Source organism: Stenotrophomonas maltophilia (assembly GCF_003970865.1).
GTDB classification, from domain to species: domain Bacteria; phylum Pseudomonadota; class Gammaproteobacteria; order Xanthomonadales; family Xanthomonadaceae; genus Stenotrophomonas; species Stenotrophomonas maltophilia_AR.
Genome location: NZ_RXLZ01000086.1, coordinates 1 through 16,022 on the forward strand (window position 1 = coordinate 1; position 16,022 = coordinate 16,022).

Annotated in this window: 16 protein-coding genes; all 16 read left to right on the forward strand. The window is 67.7% G+C overall.

The features are described from left to right. The first annotated feature begins 369 nt into the window (after positions 1 to 369). Entirely contained in the window at positions 370 to 735 is a 366-nt protein-coding gene (gene fliE / locus EKL94_RS20280; protein WP_005409552.1) for a flagellar hook-basal body complex protein FliE, read from the forward strand. A 13-nt stretch (positions 736 to 748) separates the two neighbouring features. After that, positions 749 to 2,395, forward strand: coding sequence for a flagellar basal-body MS-ring/collar protein FliF (gene fliF, locus EKL94_RS20285; protein ID WP_126930415.1), 1,647 nt, complete (start codon positions 749 to 751; stop codon positions 2,393 to 2,395). Positions 2,396 to 2,402: 7 nt separating this feature from the next. Further along, on the forward strand, positions 2,403 to 3,389 hold the full coding sequence (gene fliG, locus EKL94_RS20290; protein ID WP_024958226.1) for a flagellar motor switch protein FliG: 987 nt from the start codon (positions 2,403 to 2,405) through the stop codon (positions 3,387 to 3,389). Further along, positions 3,386 to 4,033: a FliH/SctL family protein gene (locus EKL94_RS20295; protein ID WP_126930416.1), complete on the forward strand. Its 648-nt coding sequence runs from the start codon at positions 3,386 to 3,388 to the stop codon at positions 4,031 to 4,033. The genes fliG and EKL94_RS20295 overlap by 4 nt, the downstream gene beginning before the upstream one ends. Next, positions 4,030 to 5,415 carry a FliI/YscN family ATPase gene (locus EKL94_RS20300; protein ID WP_126930417.1) on the forward strand — a complete coding sequence of 462 codons (1,386 nt, stop codon included), beginning with the start codon at positions 4,030 to 4,032 and terminating at the stop codon, positions 5,413 to 5,415. The genes EKL94_RS20295 and EKL94_RS20300 overlap by 4 nt, the downstream gene beginning before the upstream one ends. 3 nt (positions 5,416 to 5,418) lie before the next feature. After that, positions 5,419 to 5,886 (forward strand): flagellar export protein FliJ, encoded by a 468-nt coding sequence (gene fliJ / locus EKL94_RS20305; protein ID WP_049434692.1) that lies wholly within the window; start codon positions 5,419 to 5,421, stop codon positions 5,884 to 5,886. After that, a complete protein-coding gene (locus tag EKL94_RS20310) occupies positions 5,886 to 7,034 on the forward strand; it encodes a flagellar hook-length control protein FliK (protein WP_126930418.1) in 1,149 nt (382 codons plus the stop codon). Before fliJ ends, EKL94_RS20310 begins: the two co-directional genes overlap by 1 nt. Before the next feature lie 135 nt (positions 7,035 to 7,169). Beyond that, positions 7,170 to 7,685 carry a flagellar basal body-associated FliL family protein gene (locus EKL94_RS20315; RefSeq protein ID WP_010482427.1) on the forward strand — a complete coding sequence of 172 codons (516 nt, stop codon included), beginning with the start codon at positions 7,170 to 7,172 and terminating at the stop codon, positions 7,683 to 7,685. Positions 7,686 to 7,695: 10 nt separating this feature from the next. After that, positions 7,696 to 8,700 (forward strand): flagellar motor switch protein FliM, encoded by a 1,005-nt coding sequence (fliM, locus tag EKL94_RS20320; RefSeq protein ID WP_126930419.1) that lies wholly within the window; start codon positions 7,696 to 7,698, stop codon positions 8,698 to 8,700. Beyond that, positions 8,697 to 9,032: a flagellar motor switch protein FliN gene (gene fliN, locus EKL94_RS20325; protein ID WP_005409543.1), complete on the forward strand. Its 336-nt coding sequence runs from the start codon at positions 8,697 to 8,699 to the stop codon at positions 9,030 to 9,032. The genes fliM and fliN overlap by 4 nt, the downstream gene beginning before the upstream one ends. Before the next feature lie 17 nt (positions 9,033 to 9,049). Then, complete coding sequence (gene fliO, locus EKL94_RS20330; protein WP_185830064.1) at positions 9,050 to 9,448, forward strand: flagellar biosynthetic protein FliO; 399 nt, start codon at positions 9,050 to 9,052, stop codon at positions 9,446 to 9,448. Position 9,449: 1 nt separating this feature from the next. Beyond that, positions 9,450 to 10,229 carry a flagellar type III secretion system pore protein FliP gene (fliP, locus tag EKL94_RS20335; RefSeq protein WP_043395553.1) on the forward strand — a complete coding sequence of 260 codons (780 nt, stop codon included), beginning with the start codon at positions 9,450 to 9,452 and terminating at the stop codon, positions 10,227 to 10,229. Between the two features lie 82 nt (positions 10,230 to 10,311). After that, positions 10,312 to 10,581 carry a flagellar biosynthetic protein FliQ gene (locus tag EKL94_RS20340; protein ID WP_005413254.1) on the forward strand — a complete coding sequence of 90 codons (270 nt, stop codon included), beginning with the start codon at positions 10,312 to 10,314 and terminating at the stop codon, positions 10,579 to 10,581. Positions 10,582 to 10,594: 13 nt separating this feature from the next. Continuing rightward, positions 10,595 to 11,386, forward strand: coding sequence for a flagellar biosynthetic protein FliR (gene fliR / locus EKL94_RS20345; RefSeq protein ID WP_126930421.1), 792 nt, complete (start codon positions 10,595 to 10,597; stop codon positions 11,384 to 11,386). 164 nt (positions 11,387 to 11,550) lie between these two features. Continuing rightward, positions 11,551 to 13,686, forward strand: coding sequence for a putative bifunctional diguanylate cyclase/phosphodiesterase (locus EKL94_RS20350; protein WP_126930422.1), 2,136 nt, complete (start codon positions 11,551 to 11,553; stop codon positions 13,684 to 13,686). A gap of 117 nt (positions 13,687 to 13,803) precedes the next feature. Continuing rightward, the coding region (locus tag EKL94_RS20355) for a CocE/NonD family hydrolase (RefSeq protein ID WP_126930423.1) at positions 13,804 to 16,022 on the forward strand (2,219 nt) is incomplete at its 3' end.

Consider the following 16,022-nt stretch of genomic DNA (forward strand, 5'->3'; position numbering starts at 1 on the left):
CGTCGAAAAGTGCCGCACCAAAGGGGGTCGACGAGGGCAAACACCATAAAGAGCGGGCAGAAGCTACCAACGGACGGGGGACACCTGCAGAGGGGGGGGGGAACCGGGTGGCGGGGCGGGGGCCGCAAGGGAGCGGCGACCGGGCTTACATGGACGGAATTGCAGCGTCCCCCGTAACCGGACCCACCCCACCACCCCACGGATAGCCCGATTTTGACTTTGATGTTGACGTGGCCTCTGCGGGTGCAGGGCGCAGCCCTGCCAACACACCCATAACCCTCACTTCACTGAATCGAAAACCGGTTTCGGCACGGCACTTGCACCTGCTCCAGCAGACAACCCCATCCCCTGTTTCTGGAACCGTTGCAGATGTCCCACTCCGTCACTTCGATCCTTTCGCAGATCCGCTCCTATCAGACCCAGATGGGACAGCCGGCGCTCAACCCGCTGGGCGAAACGCCGCGCAGCAACGCCCTGCCGGGCACGGTGCTGGACGCGCCGCAGGCCCAGCCGGCCAGCTTCACCGAAACCCTGCGTGGTGCGATTGCCGGCGTCAACGATGCACAACAGAAGTCCGGCGCCCTCGCCAAAGCCTTCGAAATGGGCGACCCCAGCGCCGATCTCGCCAAGGTGATGGTCGCCTCGCAGCAGTCCCAGATCGCCTTCCGCGCCACCGTGGAAGTCCGCAACCGTCTCGTCCAGGCTTACCAGGACGTGATGAACATGCCGCTGTAAGGAATAGAGACGCATGGCACTGACGCTCTCCAAGGACAGCCTGAACGCCGAAAAGGCCGGGCAATGGTTCGACCGCCTGCAGAGTCTGCAGATCACCCGTCGGCTGGGCCTGATGGCGATGATCGCGGTGGCGGTGGCGGCAGGCCTGTCCGTGTTCTTCTGGTCGCAGAAGCCGGGCATGGTCCCGCTGTACACCGGCCTGGACCAGAAGGCGACCGCTGAAGCGACCGACCTGCTGCGCGCCGCCCAGATTCCGTTCGCGCTCGATCCGGCCACCGGTGGCATCACCGTGCCGGAAAAGAACCTGCACGATGCCCGCCTGAAGCTGGCCGGCTCCGGCCTGACCGACAGCGGCAAGCTCGGCTTCGAACTGATGGAGCGCGACCCGGGCTTCGGCGTCAGCCAGTTCGTGGAAAGTGCGCGCTACCAGCATGCGCTGGAAACCGAGCTGTCGCGCACCATCAATACGCTGCGTCCGGTGCGCGATTCGCGCGTGCACCTGGCCATTCCCAAGCCCAGCGCCTTCACCCGCCAGCGCGACGTGGCCAGCGCCTCGGTCACCCTGGAACTGCGCGGCGGCCAGCAGCTGGAACGCAGCCAGGTGGACGCCATCGTGCACATGGTCGCGGCCAGCATTCCGGACCTCGCTCCGGAACGGGTGACCGTGGTCGACCAGAGCGGACGCATGCTCAGCATCACCGACCCGAACAGCGAGGCTGCGGTCAACGCCGCCCAGTTCGAGCAGGTACGTCGCCAGGAAACCTCGTTCAACCAGCGCATCCGCGAGCTGCTCGAGCCGATGACCGGCCCCGGCCGGGTCAACCCGGAAGTGAGCGTGGACATGGACTTCTCGGTGACCGAGGAAGCCCGTGAGCTCTACAACGGTGAACCGCAGAAGCTGCGCAGCGAGCAGATGAGCGAGAACACCACCAGCACCCCGGGCCCGCAGGGCGTGCCGGGCGCGACCAGCAACAGCCCGCCGGGCCAGCAGGCCGCACCGGCCACCGCACAGACCCCGACCGAAAGCAGCAAGAACGCGACCCGCAACTACGAGCTGGACCGCACCCTGCAGCACACCCGCCAGCCGGCCGGCCGCATCAAGCGCGTCTCGGTGGCGGTGCTGGTGGACAACGTGCCGCGTGCCGGTGCAAACGGCAAGGTTGCGCCGCAGCCGCTGTCGGCAGCGGAATTGACTCGGGTCGAGGCACTGGTCAAGCAGGCCGTCGGCTTCAACGCCGAGCGTGGCGACACCGTGTCGGTGATGAATGCCCCGTTCGTGCGAGAGACCACGCCCGAACAGGGCCCGGCCTGGTGGGAACTGCCGTGGGTGCACGATGCCGGCCGCATGCTGCTCGGTGCAGTGGTGGTGCTGGCACTGCTGTTCGGCGTACTGCGCCCGGCACTGCGCGCGATCACCGGCCAGAACAAGAAGAACGACGAACAGGCACTGGAACCGCACACTGCGGACGTGCAGCTGGTCGATGACGACGGCATGCCGCTGCCGGCACTGGGCGCCGACCGGGCCAGCCTGGGCGGGCCGGACGCACTGGCCCTGCCGGTGGATTCATATGAGGAACGACTGCGGATGGCGCGTGAAGCCGTGAAGACCGACTCCAAGCGCGTGGCCCAGGTGGTCAAGGGCTGGGTGGCCAATGACTGAGGCACAACTGACCGGCGTACAGCGCGCGGCCGTGCTGCTGCTGTCCCTGGGTGAGCTGGATGCGGCCGAAGTGCTGCGCCACATGGAACCCAAGGAAGTGCAGAAGATCGGCATCGCCATGGCCACCATGACCGACATCACCCGCGAACAGGTGGAACGGGTGATGGACCAGTTCGGCCAGGAGCTGGGCTCGAAGACCTCGCTGGGCGTGGGCTCGGACGACTACATCCGCAACATGCTGGTGCAGGCGCTGGGCAGCGAGAAGGCCGGCAACCTGATTGACCGCATCCTGCTCGGCCGCAACACCACCGGCCTGGACGCGCTGAAGTGGATGGACCCTCGTGCGGTGGCCGATCTGGTGCGCAACGAGCACCCGCAGATCATCGCCATCGTGATGGCGCACCTGGAAACCGACCAGGCCGCCGACGCGCTGAAGCTGCTGCCGGACCGCACCCGCGTGGACGTGCTGCTGCGCATCGCCACCCTCGACGGCATTCCGCCGAACGCACTCAATGAACTCAACGAGATCATGGAGCGCCAGTTCGCCGGCAACCAGAACCTGAAGTCGTCCAACATCGGCGGCGTGCAGTGCGCGGCCAACATCCTGAACTTCATGGACAGCGGCCAGGACCAGGCGATCCTGGGCGAGATCGCCCGCATCGATGCGCCGTTGAGCAACCGCATCCAGGACCTGATGTTCGTGTTCGACGACCTGGTCGACCTGGACGATCGCGAGATGCAGCTGGTGCTGCGCGAGGTGAGCGGCGAGCGCCTGGGCCTGGCCCTGCGCGGCGCCGACATCAAGGTGCGCGACAAGATCACCCGCAACATGTCGCAGCGCGCGGCCGAAATCTTGCTGGAAGACATGGAAGCCCGTGGCCCGGTGCGCCTGTCCGACGTGGAAGGCGCACAGCGCGAGATCCTGGCCATCGTCAAGCGCATGGCCGATGAAGGCACCGTCACCATCGGTGGCAGCGCGGAGGCCATGCTGTGAGCAACGTCGTGCGCTGGCTTGCCCCCGACCTGCTGGCCCAGCCCGAACCGGTGCTGGATCAGGAGGATGCGTTCGAACTCACCGAGCCGGACCCGGAACATGAGCCGGAGCCGGAGCCGCCGCTGCAGCTGCCGACCCTGGAGGAAATCCAGGCCATCCAGGACAGCGCCGAGAAGGAAGGCTTCCAGCACGGCCATGCCGAAGGTTACGGCCAGGGCCAGGCGGAGGTGCGTCGCCTCGCCGCGCAGATCGAAGGCATCCTCGACAACTTCAGCCGACCGCTGGTGCGGCTGGAGAACGAAGTGGTCGGCGCACTGGGCGAGCTGGCGGTACGCATCGCCGGTGCGCTGGTCGGCCGCGCCTACGAAGCTGACCCGGCACTGCTGGCACAGCTGGTCGGTGAGGCCATCGACGCGGTGGGTGGCAGCACCCGCGAGGTCGAAGTACGACTGCATCCGGATGACATCGCCGCCCTCGCCCCGTTGTTGAGCCTGCCGCCACAACAGCGCCTGGTGCCAGACACCAGCCTCAGCCGCGGCGATCTCCGCGTGCATGCCGAAGCCGTGCGCATCGACGGCACCCTGGAAGCCCGCCTGCGCGGCGCGCTGGACGCGGTGATCCGCCAGACCGGAGCCAATGCATGAACCCCGATACGCAGCCGACGCCGCCACCGGCCGACTGGGCCATGGCCCGCAACCTGCGCCTGGCCCGTCGGCTCGATGGCCTGCGCGTGGATACCGCCCATGGCCGTGGCCTCATCCGCGAAGGCGTGCTGCGCCGCGCGGTTGGACTGACCCTGGAAGCCGTCGGCTGCGAGGCGCCGCTGGGTGCCAGCTGCAAGGTGGAAGTGGTCGATGGTGGCTGGGTCGATGCCGAAGTGGTCGGCTTCGCCGGCGAGCGCACTTACCTGATGCCCAGCGCGGAACTGCACGGCCTGCTGCCCAATGCACGGGTGGTGCCGTCCGCGCGCCGTGGCGGCGTTGAAGTAGGCGAAGGCCTGCTCGGCCGCGTCATCGACAGCGACGGTGTGCCACTGGACGGCAAGGGTCCGATCCGCGCCGAGGGCCATGTCGGCATGGCCGGCGTGTCGATCAATCCGCTGGCGCGAGAACCGATCACCCAGCCGCTGGACGTGGGCGTGCGCGCGATCAACGCGCTGCTGCCGATCGGCCGCGGCCAGCGTGTCGGCCTGTTCGCCGGCTCCGGCGTCGGCAAGTCGACGCTGCTGGGCATGATGACCCGCTACACCGCCGCCGACGTGATCGTGGTCGGCCTGATCGGTGAACGTGGCCGCGAAGTACGCGATTTCGTCGAGACCACGCTGGGCGAGGAAGGCCTGCGCCGCGCCGTGGTGGTGGCCAGTCCCGCCGACCGGCCGCCGCTGGCGCGCCTGCACGGTGCCTACCGCGCTACCGCCATCGCCGAATGGTTCCGCGACCAGGGACTGAACGTGCTGCTGCTGATGGACTCGCTGACCCGCTTCGCCCAGGCGCAGCGCGAGATCGGCCTGTCGGTGGGTGAACCGCCGACCACCCGCGGTTATCCGCCGTCGGTGTTCGCCAAGCTGCCGGCACTGGTCGAACGCGCCGGCAATGGCGCCAAGGGCCGTGGCTCGATCACCGCGTTCTACACGGTGCTCACCGAAGGCGATGATCCGCAGGATCCGATCGCCGATGCAGCGCGCGCGATCCTCGACGGCCACATCCTGCTCTCGCGGCGCGTGGCCGACAGCGGCCTGTACCCGGCCATCGACGTCGAATCGTCGGTCAGCCGCGTGGTCACGGAAATCGCCGACGAGCCGTGGCGCCTGCGCATCCGCAAGTTGAAGCGACTGGTCTCCGCCTACTCGGCCAACCGCGACCTGATCGCCATCGGTGCCTACCAGCGCGGCAACGACGCGGCCACCGACGAAGCCCTGGAACGCTGGCCGGAAATCATGGAGTTCCTCGGCCAGGACGTTGCCAAGGCCGCAGATCTCCCGCACAGCCAGGCGGCGCTGCAGCGCCTGGTGGAACAAGAGAGTTAAGCCATGAACCAGTCCAAGCGCATCGATCCCCTGCTCAAGCGGGCCCAGGAACACGAGGACGCGGTCGCCCGCGATCTGGCCGAACGCCAGCGCGTGCTCGATACCCATCTATCGCGACTGGACGAACTACGCCGCTACGCCGAGGAGTACGCCAACGCGCAGATGGCGGCGACCAGCCCGGCGCAGCTGCTGAACCGCCGCGCCTTCCTTGATCGCCTGGACAGTGCGGTCGAACAGCAACAGGCCACGGTCAACGGCAATCGCGAGAAGGTGGAGGCCGAGCGCGCCCGGCTGATCCTGGCCAGTCGTGACAAGGCTGTGCTGGAACAGCTGGCCGCCAGCTACCGCGCGCAGGAGAAGGTAGTGACCGACCGCCGCGACCAGCGCGAAATGGACGACATCGGTGCCCGTCGCGCCCGCCTGGTACAGACCGAAGACCAGGACGGCGCCGAGCAGGGAGGCCGCTCGTGATGCCCGCGCCATTGGCCAGCAGCGCCAACGCGCAACCGCAGAATTCCGGCAGCAGCGCAACGCGCGCACCACGCGGTGATGGCAACAAGGAGTTCAGCCAACTGCTGCAGGGTGGCTCACCGGGTGCCGATGCACCCTCGAAACCCTCGAACACGCCCACGCCGTCCACGCAGGGACCGGCATCCGACAGCAATGGCCAGGCTGGTGCCGAGCGCAGGCCGGACAGCGCTGCCGCACCCGAAGAGACCGCAGCCGTGGTGCCCACAGTGCAAGCCAAGCCCGCTGCCGAAAAGGACGCCCCGGCGGCGACCGAGGAAGCCCCGTGGCCGCCGCTCGGTCTGGCAGGACTGGTGCTGGCAGTACCGACACCTGCCGATCCTGCCGCCGCTCTGCCAGCAGTGACAGCAACGGCCGCCGACGCCGACGGCAATGCACTACCCGCCCCCGCTGCACTACCGGTCGCAGCAGCCCTGCCGCCTACAACAGCCGCGACCGCTACGGCCACCGCCGAGGGCGACGCCCCCGGTGGGGCCGACCAGGCGGCCTCACTGCCGTTGCCTGAGCTGGTACTGCCCGGCAAGCGCAGCGAGCGCGGTGAAGGCAGCGACGCACCCCTCATCGGCGACCGTGCCACGGCGCCGCTGCTGCATGCACCGGGCAACGCGGCCATGCAGGATCTGAAGGCCGCGCTGGCCACGGGCAATGCCATCTTCAACGGCGAGCCGACACCGACGCCGGTGCTCGGTGACGATGGTTTCGATCAGGCCATTGGCGCGCGCCTTGGCTGGCTGGCCGACCAGAAGATCGGCCATGCCCACATCCGGCTGAGTCCGGACGACATGGGGCCGGTCGACGTGCGCCTGCAGTTGAACGGCGACAAGGTGCATGCCAGCTTCAGCAGCCCCCACGTGGATGTGCGCCAGGCTCTGGAAAGCAGCCTGCCGCGCCTGCGCGAACTTCTCGGCGAACAGGGCTTCCAGCTGGCTCATGCTGATGTCGGCCACCAGGCGCCCGGTGGTGACGGCAATGCGTCGGGACAGCCCGGTGGTGGCGGCATGGCAGGTGACGGAGAACCGTCGCCGGGCGACGCCAGCGTGTCGTCCGTGCAGTTGATCCGCCAGCGCGGGTTGCTGGACGCATACGCCTGACGGCGTGCCAACCAAGGTTGGCACCCACCAGAGCAGTGCGGTTGGCACGCCGACGGAATTCCGTCACCCCCTCTGCCCCGCCTTCGGCACACCCCTTGCATATCCCGGTGAAGCAACCCTCAGGAGCTTCACCCCGTGGCCGCAGCCGCTGACAAAACCAAGAAGACCGCCGAGAAGGACAAGGCCGCCAAGCCGCGTAGTCCGATCCTGATCACCGCGCTGGTGGCCGTACTGGCCGCCGCTGCCGCCGGTGGCGGCGTCTGGTTCTTCACCCAGTCCAAGCACGAAGAGAAGACCGCACAGGCCCCGAAGAAGGCCAGCACTCCGGCACCGGCGCAGTACTTCGCGCTGGACCCCGCGTTCGTGGTCAACCTCAACGGCCCGGTCGACGGCCCGCGCTACCTGCAGCTGGAAGTGCAGCTGATGACCCGTGACCCGGCCGCACTGGAAGCGATCAAGACCCATGCGCCTGCCATCCGCGCACGCCTGCTGATGCTGTTCTCGCAGGTCAGCCCGGACCAGATCGCCGATGTGGCCGGCAAGCAGAAGCTGCAGGCCTCCTCGCTGGCCGAGGTACAGAAGGTGCTCAAGGCCGAGACCGGCAGCAACGGCGCCGACGATCTGCTGTTCACCAGCTTCGTGACCCAGTAAGGGCCCACCGATGAATGACCTGCTGTCCCAGGACGAGATTGATGCCCTGCTCCACGGCGTGGACAGTGGCGCGGTCGAGACCGATGCGGAGCCGCCGTCAGGCGAAGCACGTTCGTACGACTTCGCCAGCCAGGACCGCATCATCCGTGGTCGCATGCCGACCCTGGAAATGGTCCACGAGCGCTTCGCGCGCCTGTGGCGGATCGGCCTGTTCAACCTGATCCGCCGTTCGGCCGAACTGTCGGTGCGCGGCATCGAGCTGATCAAGTTCAACGACTACATGCACTCGCTGTATGTACCGACGAACCTGAACCTGATCCGCTTCAAGCCGCTGCGCGGTACCGGCCTGATCGTGTTCGAACCGACCCTGGTGTTCGCCATCGTCGACAACTTCTTCGGTGGTGACGGGCGCTACCCCACCCGCATCGAAGGCCGCGAGTTCACCGCCACCGAAATGCGGGTGATCCACCTGCTGCTGAAGCAGACCTTCGCCGACCTGCGCGAGGCGTGGGCACCGGTGATGGATGTCGACTTCGAGTACATCAACTCGGAAATCAACCCGCACTTCGCCAACATCGTGACGCCGCGCGAATACGTGGTGGTGTGCCGCCTGCACGTCGAACTCGACGGCGGTGGCGGCGACATCCACGTCACCCTGCCGTATTCGATGCTGGAGCCGATCCGCGAGCTGCTCGACGCAGGCATCCAGAGCGACCGCAATGATCGCGACGAGAGCTGGGGCCAGACCCTGCGTGAACAGCTCAACATCGCCGAAGTCACCCTGTCCAGCGTGCTGGCCAGCAAGCGCATGACCCTGCGCGACCTGACCCAGCTGAAGGTCGGCGACATCCTGCCGATCGACCTGAGCCCGCAGGTGCCGCTGTGCGTGGAGAACATCCCCGTGTTCACCGGCGAGTTCGGCATTGCCAACGGCATGAACGCCGTGAAGATCACCGCTACCCATCCGCCGGGCACCCGCCCGCGCGCACCCGTCATCCAGGAAGACCCGCAATGAACGATATCGACGCCCTCGAACCGACCCCGGCCCAGTTCAGCAGCCTGCAGGCCGATGAGGCGAACGGTCCGGACCTGAACCTGGACGTGATCCTGGACGTGCCGGTGACCCTGTCGCTGGAAGTCGGTCGCGCTCGCCTGCCGATCCGCAACCTGCTGCAGCTCAACCAGGGTTCGGTGGTGGAACTGGAACGTGGTGCCGGCGAATCGCTGGATGTGTTCGTCAACGGCACCCTGATCGCCCACGGCGAAGTGGTGGTGATCAATGACCGCTTCGGTGTGCGCCTGACCGATGTGGTCAGCCCGAGTGAGCGGATCCGGAGACTGCGTTGAGCCTGCTGGCCTCCACTCTGCTGGCGGTCGGCAAGGCCGCCGCGCCCATCGGGCCCCAGGTCGGCCAGCACGCGGCCGCCGCACCCAGCCTGTTCGGCGCGGTGCTGGCGCTGCTGGCGGTGCTGGCCCTGGTCATCGGCCTGGGCTGGCTGCTCAAGCGCCTGCCCGGCAGCGGCTTCCGCCCGGCCGACGGCATGAAGGTGGTGGCCAGCCTCAGTGTCGGCGCCAAGGAGCGTGTGGTGGTGGTGGAGGTCAATGGCCAGCAACTGCTGCTGGGCGTCACCGCCGGCGGCATCAACACCCTGCACACCCTGCCCGAACCGTTGCCGCCGCCCGCCCCGGTGCGCGTGCCGGACTTCAAGAACCTGCCGAATTTCGCCCAGCTGCTGCAGCAGCGGCTGCGCAAGGACCCCTGACATGCGTGTCACCCGTACCCGTCTTGCCACCCTGATGCCGTGGCTGCTGATGCTTGCCCTGTGCCTGTTGCCGGCGCTGGCCTTCGCCGCCCCCGGCGCCCCGACCACGCCGCTGCCGGACATCAACGTCGGCAAGATCGGGGGTGCGCCGGTCAGCCTGCCGCTGCAGACCCTGCTGCTGATGACGGCGATCACGCTGATCCCGTCGATGCTGCTGGTGCTGACCTCGTTCACCCGCATCATCATCGTGCTGGGCCTGCTGCGCCAGGCACTGGGTACCGGGCAGACGCCCTCCAACCAGGTGTTGCTGGGCCTGGCGCTGTTCCTTACCGCAATGATCATGCTGCCGACCTGGGACAAGGCCTGGAGCACCGGCATGGCGCCCTATCTCAATGGCGAGATCGACTTCCAGACTGCCTGGACGCTGACCACCTCGCCATTGCGCGCCTTCATGCTGGCGCAGATCCGCGAGACCGATCTGATGACCTTCGCCGGCATCGCCGGGCACGGCACCTACGCCAGTCCCGATGCGATCCCGTTCCCGGTGCTGGTCGCCTCGTTCGTCACCAGCGAGCTGAAAACCGCTTTCGAGATCGGCTTCCTGATCTTCATCCCGTTCGTGATCATCGACCTGGTGGTGGCCAGCGTGCTGATGTCGATGGGCATGATGATGCTGTCGCCGATGCTGGTGTCGGCCCCGTTCAAGATCCTGCTGTTCGTGCTGGTCGATGGCTGGGTGCTGACCGTGGGCACGCTGGCGGCGAGCTTCAACCCGGCGTGATTTAGAGGCAGTCGAGCATGGCTCGGCTCTACAGAAGCACAGTCGAGCGCGGCTCGACTCCACATAAGCAGATGGACCCCGAATGTCTCCCGAACTTGCCTTGACCGAACTGCGTGGCGGCCTGATCACCGTGTTGTGGGTGGCCGGCCCGCTGCTGCTCACCGTGCTGGTGGTGGGCGTGGTGGTGGGCGTGGTGCAGGCCGCGACCCAGCTCAACGAACCGACCATCGCCTTCGTTGCCAAGGCGGCAGCGCTGACCGCGGTGCTGTTCGCACTGGGCAGCCTGCTGATCGGCCACTTGGTTGAATTCACCACGCTGCTGTTCCAGCGCATTCCACACCTGATCGGCTAGGACACGCGCTTCGATGGACGCCGCCACCCAGATGGCCGCCGACGGCCTTCAGGCCTTCGGCATGATCGGCACCGTGCTGTGGACCATGCTGCGCATCGGCGCGGTGGCCATGGCCATGCCGATGGTCGGTACCCGTGCCGTTCCCGCGCGGGTGCGCGTGATACTGGCCGGCACCCTGGCCATCGCATTGGCGCCGTTGCTGCCGCCAGTACCGGACTGGACCGGTTTCGATGCCGCCACCGTACTGACCATCGCCCGCGAGCTGGCCATCGGCGTGTCCATCGGCTTCCTGCTGCGGCTGGTGTTCGAGGCCGGCGCGATGGCCGGCGAACTGATTGCCCAGGGCACCGGCCTGGCCTTCGCGCAGATGAGCGATCCGCTGCGCGGTGGCACCTCGGGCGTGATCGGCCAGTGGTTCTACCTGCTGTTCGGCCTGCTGTTCTTTACCGCCAACGGGCACCTGGCGCTGATCTCGCTGGTGGTGGACAGCTACCGGGCGCTGCCGATCGGCGCCCCGCTGCCCGACCCGCACGCCTTCTTCAGCATCGCCCCGACCTTCCTGCTGACCGTGCTTCGCGGTGCACTGACCCTGGCCATTCCACTGATCGTGGCAATGCTGGCGGTGAACCTGGCGTTCGGCGTGCTGGCCCGTGCGGCCCCGGCGCTGAACCCGATCCAGCTGGGCCTGCCGGTCTCGTTGCTGCTGGGCCTGTTCCTGCTGGCCCTGCTGGCCGGGGAAATGGGCCCGCCGGTGCAGCGCCTGTTCGACGCCGCCTTCCAGGCTGCGGACGCGGTCACACACTGACCCGATCATCACGTTTTACTGCTTGCCCTTCCCCCGGGTCTGCGCGTTAGAGTGAATGCGCGGCAACCGGGGGGATGCCGCACGTGGCCGCCGCCCTGCGTCGGCCTGCCTCATGCATGCCCCACCGTGGTTTCCGTCGACAGGCAGGTCCGGGAGACTGACGAATGCTGGTAGGCACGTACAACCCGTGGCTGGTGGCGATCTCGCTGCTGGTTGCCGTGATGGCTTCGTACACCGCGCTGGCGATGGCCGGGCGCACGGTCACCGCACCCGGCAGGGGCGCGGCGTGGTGGTGGCGCCTCGGTGGTGGCTTCGCCATGGGCCTGGGCATCTGGTCGATGCACTTCATCGGCATGCTCGCCTTCGACCTGCCCATTCCGCTCGGCTACGACCTGCCGATCACCCTGCTTTCCCTGGCCCTGGCCATCGCCTCGTCGGTGTTCGCACTGTGGCTGGTCTCGCTGCGCACCCTGCCGCATCCGCGCCTGGCTGGCGGCGCCCTGCTGATGGGCACCGGTATCGCCGGCATGCACTACGTTGGCATGGCTGCAATGCGCATGCAGCCGGGCATCGACTACGACCCGGGCTGGCTGCTGTTTTCGCTGATGGTGGCGGTCGCTGCTTCGTGGACGGCCCTGTATGTGGCGTTCCGCCTGCGTGCGCAGCGCACCCGTGTCGGCGACCGGCTGGCAGCGGCCGGCCTGCTCGGGCTGGCCATCGTCGGCATGCACTACACCGGCATGGCCGCCGCGCGCTTCCCGGAAGGCAGCATCTGCGGCGCGGCGGTCGGCGATGGGTTGCAGAGCGAATGGCTGGCCATGCTGGTGGTGGTACTGACCGTGGCGATCCTGGCCGTGGTGCTGGTGGTGTCCTGGCTGGACCAGCGGGTGGAGGCGCAGCTGCTGCGTCTGCGCAATTCCCTGTTGAGCACCTCGCTGACCGATGCACAACAGGAACTGACCCAGGCTGCACTGCACGATCCGCTCACCCGCCTGCCCAACCGCCTGCTATTGCAGCGTCGCATCGTGCAGGCACTGGCCGAGGCCGAACAGGGCGGCAGCCGTTTCGCCGTGATGTTCATGGACCTGGACGGCTTCAAGCAGGTCAACGATGCCTATGGCCACCAGGCGGGTGACGCACTGCTGGTGGCGGTGGCCGAGCGCACGCGCCAGCTGCTCCGGCCCAACGACATGCTGGCTCGCCTGGGCGGTGACGAATTCGTATTGGTGGTGCGCATCGAGCACGACGAGGACCTTCCGACCCTGGCCCGCCGCATCCTGCAGGCGGTCGGCAGCGGGCCGTTGCTGGCCGACAACGAACTGCAGGTGACCGCCAGCATCGGCGTGGCGATCTGTCCCGACCACGCTGCCAGCGAGCGGCAGCTGATGGCCTTTGCCGATGCCGCGATGTACCAGGCCAAGGAATCTGGACGCAACGCCTTCGTGCTGTTCGCCGACTGGATGAATGACAGCGCCGAACAACAGTTCCGGCTGCTGGCCGACCTGCGCCGGGCGATTGGCAGCGAGCAGCTGTTCCTGCACTACCAGCCGAAGATCCAGGTAGCCACGCAGAAGGTGGCCGGAGCCGAAGCGTTGATCCGCTGGCGCCATCCGGAGCATGGCCTGATCCCGCCGGATCGCTTCATCCGGCTGGCCGAACGCAGCGGTGCGATCAACGACATCGGCCGCTGGGCGCTGGACCAGGCGTGCCTGCAGCTGCGGCGCTGGCACGATGCCGGTCACGAAGGCTGGTCGATGTCGGTGAACCTGTCGCCGGTGCAGTTCAGTTCGCCGCACCTGCTGCAGGATGTGCGTGAAGTGATCGGACGCTACGACATTGCCCCGCGCCACCTGGTGCTGGAGATCACCGAAAGCACGGTGATGCGCGATACCGATACCAGCCTGCGCCTGCTGCAGGCGCTGTCGGCACTGGGCGTGGGCATCTCCATCGATGACTTCGGCACCGGCTACTCCAGCCTGCTGTACCTGAAGCGGCTACCCGCGACCGAGATCAAGATCGACCATGCCTTCGTGCGCGATCTGGAGCACAGTGCCGAGGATGTGGTGATCGTCTCGGCCATCGTGGCGCTGGGCCATGCGCTGGACATGGACATCGTGGCCGAAGGCGTGGAAACCGCCGCGCAGCGCGCCTACCTGGAACGGCTGGGCTGCGATTACCTGCAGGGCTACCTGCTCGGCCGCCCGGTGGATGCGGCGCGCTTCATGCAACTGCACGACCTGCCCCGGCCGCGGGTGGAACTGGCGCAGAGCCCACCGCCCAGCGACAACGCCCCGCTGTAGCCGAGCCCGCGCCCGGCTCCCGCCGGGCATGGCCCGGCGCTACCATTGGGTGTCGATCCCCGGTAGATCCACGCCATGCGTGGATGAGCCGTTCCACCGTCATCCAAGGAAGCGTCCGTGGCCCTACGCACCACCCTTGCTGGCCTGTTGCTGGCCCTTGCTGTCGGCCAGGCCGCCGCCGCTGATCTGCCGTGGTCGTTGCCAGCCGATGCTTCCCCGGCCCAGGTCGACGCCGCCCTGCAGGTCCTCGGCAAGGGCGTGTTGAAGTCCTCCAGCCTGACCGATGCACAGCGCGGCCACGCGCTGCTGGCGATGGGCCAGACGGCCGAAGCGCGGCAATCGATCCAGCGGGTACGCGCATCGCTGGCAAGCGACGGCGACACCGCGGCGATGCAGCGCTGGCTGCCGATGCTGCTGCTCGCCACCGCCGGCGAGCGGGACAACGCCGCTTATGCGCGTGCTTTCCACAGCACCTTCGCTGCCCTCGACGACGTCGCCGCGGTGCAGGCCGATGCCGTGCTCTCGGCTGAGCCGGCCCCGGTGCGCGCCCAGCTGGAGAAGGCCATCGCAGCGCAGGCGGGGGCCGCGACCGTCACCGAGGCCGTCGCCCTGGAACTGCTGCGCCTGCGGGCGGTACTGCGTGCACAGACCCTTGCCGCCGCACTGGCCCCTCCGCTGGTCGCGGCGGAAGAGCAGCGCCGCTTCGCCATCGACGACGTGTTGCGCATCCCCGTTGGCGATGGCGTCGTGCTGTCGGCGCAGCTGGCCCGCCCCCGCGCCGCATCGGTACCCCTGCCGACGGCAATGCTGTTCACCATCTACACCGACCCGCCGAAGAACCGGCAGAAGATGCTGCTGGCCGCCGCGCATGGGTACGCCGGCATCGTGGTCGATGCACGCGGCAAGGGTCGGGGCACCGGCACCATCGCGCCCTACGAACATGATGGCGAGGACGCCAACGCGGCCATCGACTGGATCAGCCGTCAATCGTGGAGCGATGGCCGGGTCGCCATGTATGGCGGCAGCTACGAGGGCTTCACCGCCTGGGCGGCGGCGCGCCATCACCATCCCGCATTGAAGACCATCGTGCCCTACGTTGCCGCCATCCCCGGCCAGGGCCTGCCGATGGAAAACAACGTGTTCCTGAGCGCCAACTATGGCTGGGCGTTCTATGTGGCCAATGGCCCGATGCTGGACAACGACACTTACGACCAGAACGAACGCTGGTCGCAGCTGCCGCGCCGCTGGTATGCCTCCGGCCGCCCTTACCGGCAGATCGACCAGGTCGACGGCACGCCCAATCCCTGGCTGCAACGCTGGCTCGATCACCCGGCGTACGACGCTTACTGGCAGTCGATGGTTCCCTATGGCGACCAGTTCGACGACATCCGCATCCCGGTACTGACCATCACCGGCTACTACGACGATGGCCAGATCTCGGCACTGCAGTACTTCAAGGACCACCTGCGGCACCGCCCCGATGCCGATCATGCCCTGCTGATCGGCCCCTATGACCATCGCGGTGCGCAGTCGGCCATCAAGCCGATGCAGCTGCGCGGATACGACCTGGACGCCGTCGCGCAGTTCGACACGCCTGCACTGACCTTCCAGTGGCTGGACCATGTGCTGCGCGGCGCCCCTCGCCCGGCGCTGGTGCCCGACCGCGTGAACTACCAGCTGATGGGCACCAACCGCTGGGGGCATGCGGCAACGCTGGACGCCGCCGCGGGTGCCCACCGCCGCTACCATCTGTCGGCCGCACCCGCTTCGGCCGATGGCTACCACCGCCTGCAGGAACAGCCGCCAGCGCCGGGCCAGCTGGGGCAGACCGTGGACCTGGCCGACCGCGATGAAATGCGGCATGGCTACTACCCGTTCCCGATCATCGCGGCACAGGACGAAAGGGATACCGCGCTGTCCTTTGCCACCGACCCCTTTGCCGGTCCGATGGATCTGGTGGGCAGCTTCTCCGGCGACCTGAAGGTGCGGATCAACAAGCGCGACTTCGATTTCACCGTCACCGTGTACGAGCTGCTCGCCGATGGACGCCGGATGCAGCTGGCCTATTACATGGGCCGGGCCAGCCACGTGCGTGACCCGAGCACGCGCCAGTTGCTGCAGCCCGGCCAATGGACCCACCTGCCCTTCGATCGCACGCGTATGGTCGCCCGCCGCCTGGCTGCAGGCAGCCGCCTGCTGGTGAAGGTGGATGTGCTGAAGGACGCCATGCACCAGGTCAACCACGGCACCGGCCGTGATGTCAGCGACGAATCGGCCGCCGATGCGGGCGCCCCGCTGCAGGTGGACTGGCACAGCGCTGTCTCTTATAACCATCT

Coding starts and splice junctions, on each gene's coding strand:
- fliE (WP_005409552.1), top strand. CDS start 370: ATGTCCCACTCCGTCACTTCGATCCTTTCGCAGATCCGCTCCTATCAG.
- fliF (WP_126930415.1), top strand. CDS start 749: ATGGCACTGACGCTCTCCAAGGACAGCCTGAACGCCGAAAAGGCCGGG.
- EKL94_RS20300 (WP_126930417.1), top strand. CDS start 4,030: ATGAACCCCGATACGCAGCCGACGCCGCCACCGGCCGACTGGGCCATG.
- fliJ (WP_049434692.1), top strand. CDS start 5,419: ATGAACCAGTCCAAGCGCATCGATCCCCTGCTCAAGCGGGCCCAGGAA.
- EKL94_RS20310 (WP_126930418.1), top strand. CDS start 5,886: ATGCCCGCGCCATTGGCCAGCAGCGCCAACGCGCAACCGCAGAATTCC.
- fliM (WP_126930419.1), top strand. CDS start 7,696: ATGAATGACCTGCTGTCCCAGGACGAGATTGATGCCCTGCTCCACGGC.
- fliN (WP_005409543.1), top strand. CDS start 8,697: ATGAACGATATCGACGCCCTCGAACCGACCCCGGCCCAGTTCAGCAGC.
- fliP (WP_043395553.1), top strand. CDS start 9,450: ATGCGTGTCACCCGTACCCGTCTTGCCACCCTGATGCCGTGGCTGCTG.
- EKL94_RS20340 (WP_005413254.1), top strand. CDS start 10,312: ATGTCTCCCGAACTTGCCTTGACCGAACTGCGTGGCGGCCTGATCACC.
- fliR (WP_126930421.1), top strand. CDS start 10,595: ATGGACGCCGCCACCCAGATGGCCGCCGACGGCCTTCAGGCCTTCGGC.
- EKL94_RS20350 (WP_126930422.1), top strand. CDS start 11,551: ATGCTGGTAGGCACGTACAACCCGTGGCTGGTGGCGATCTCGCTGCTG.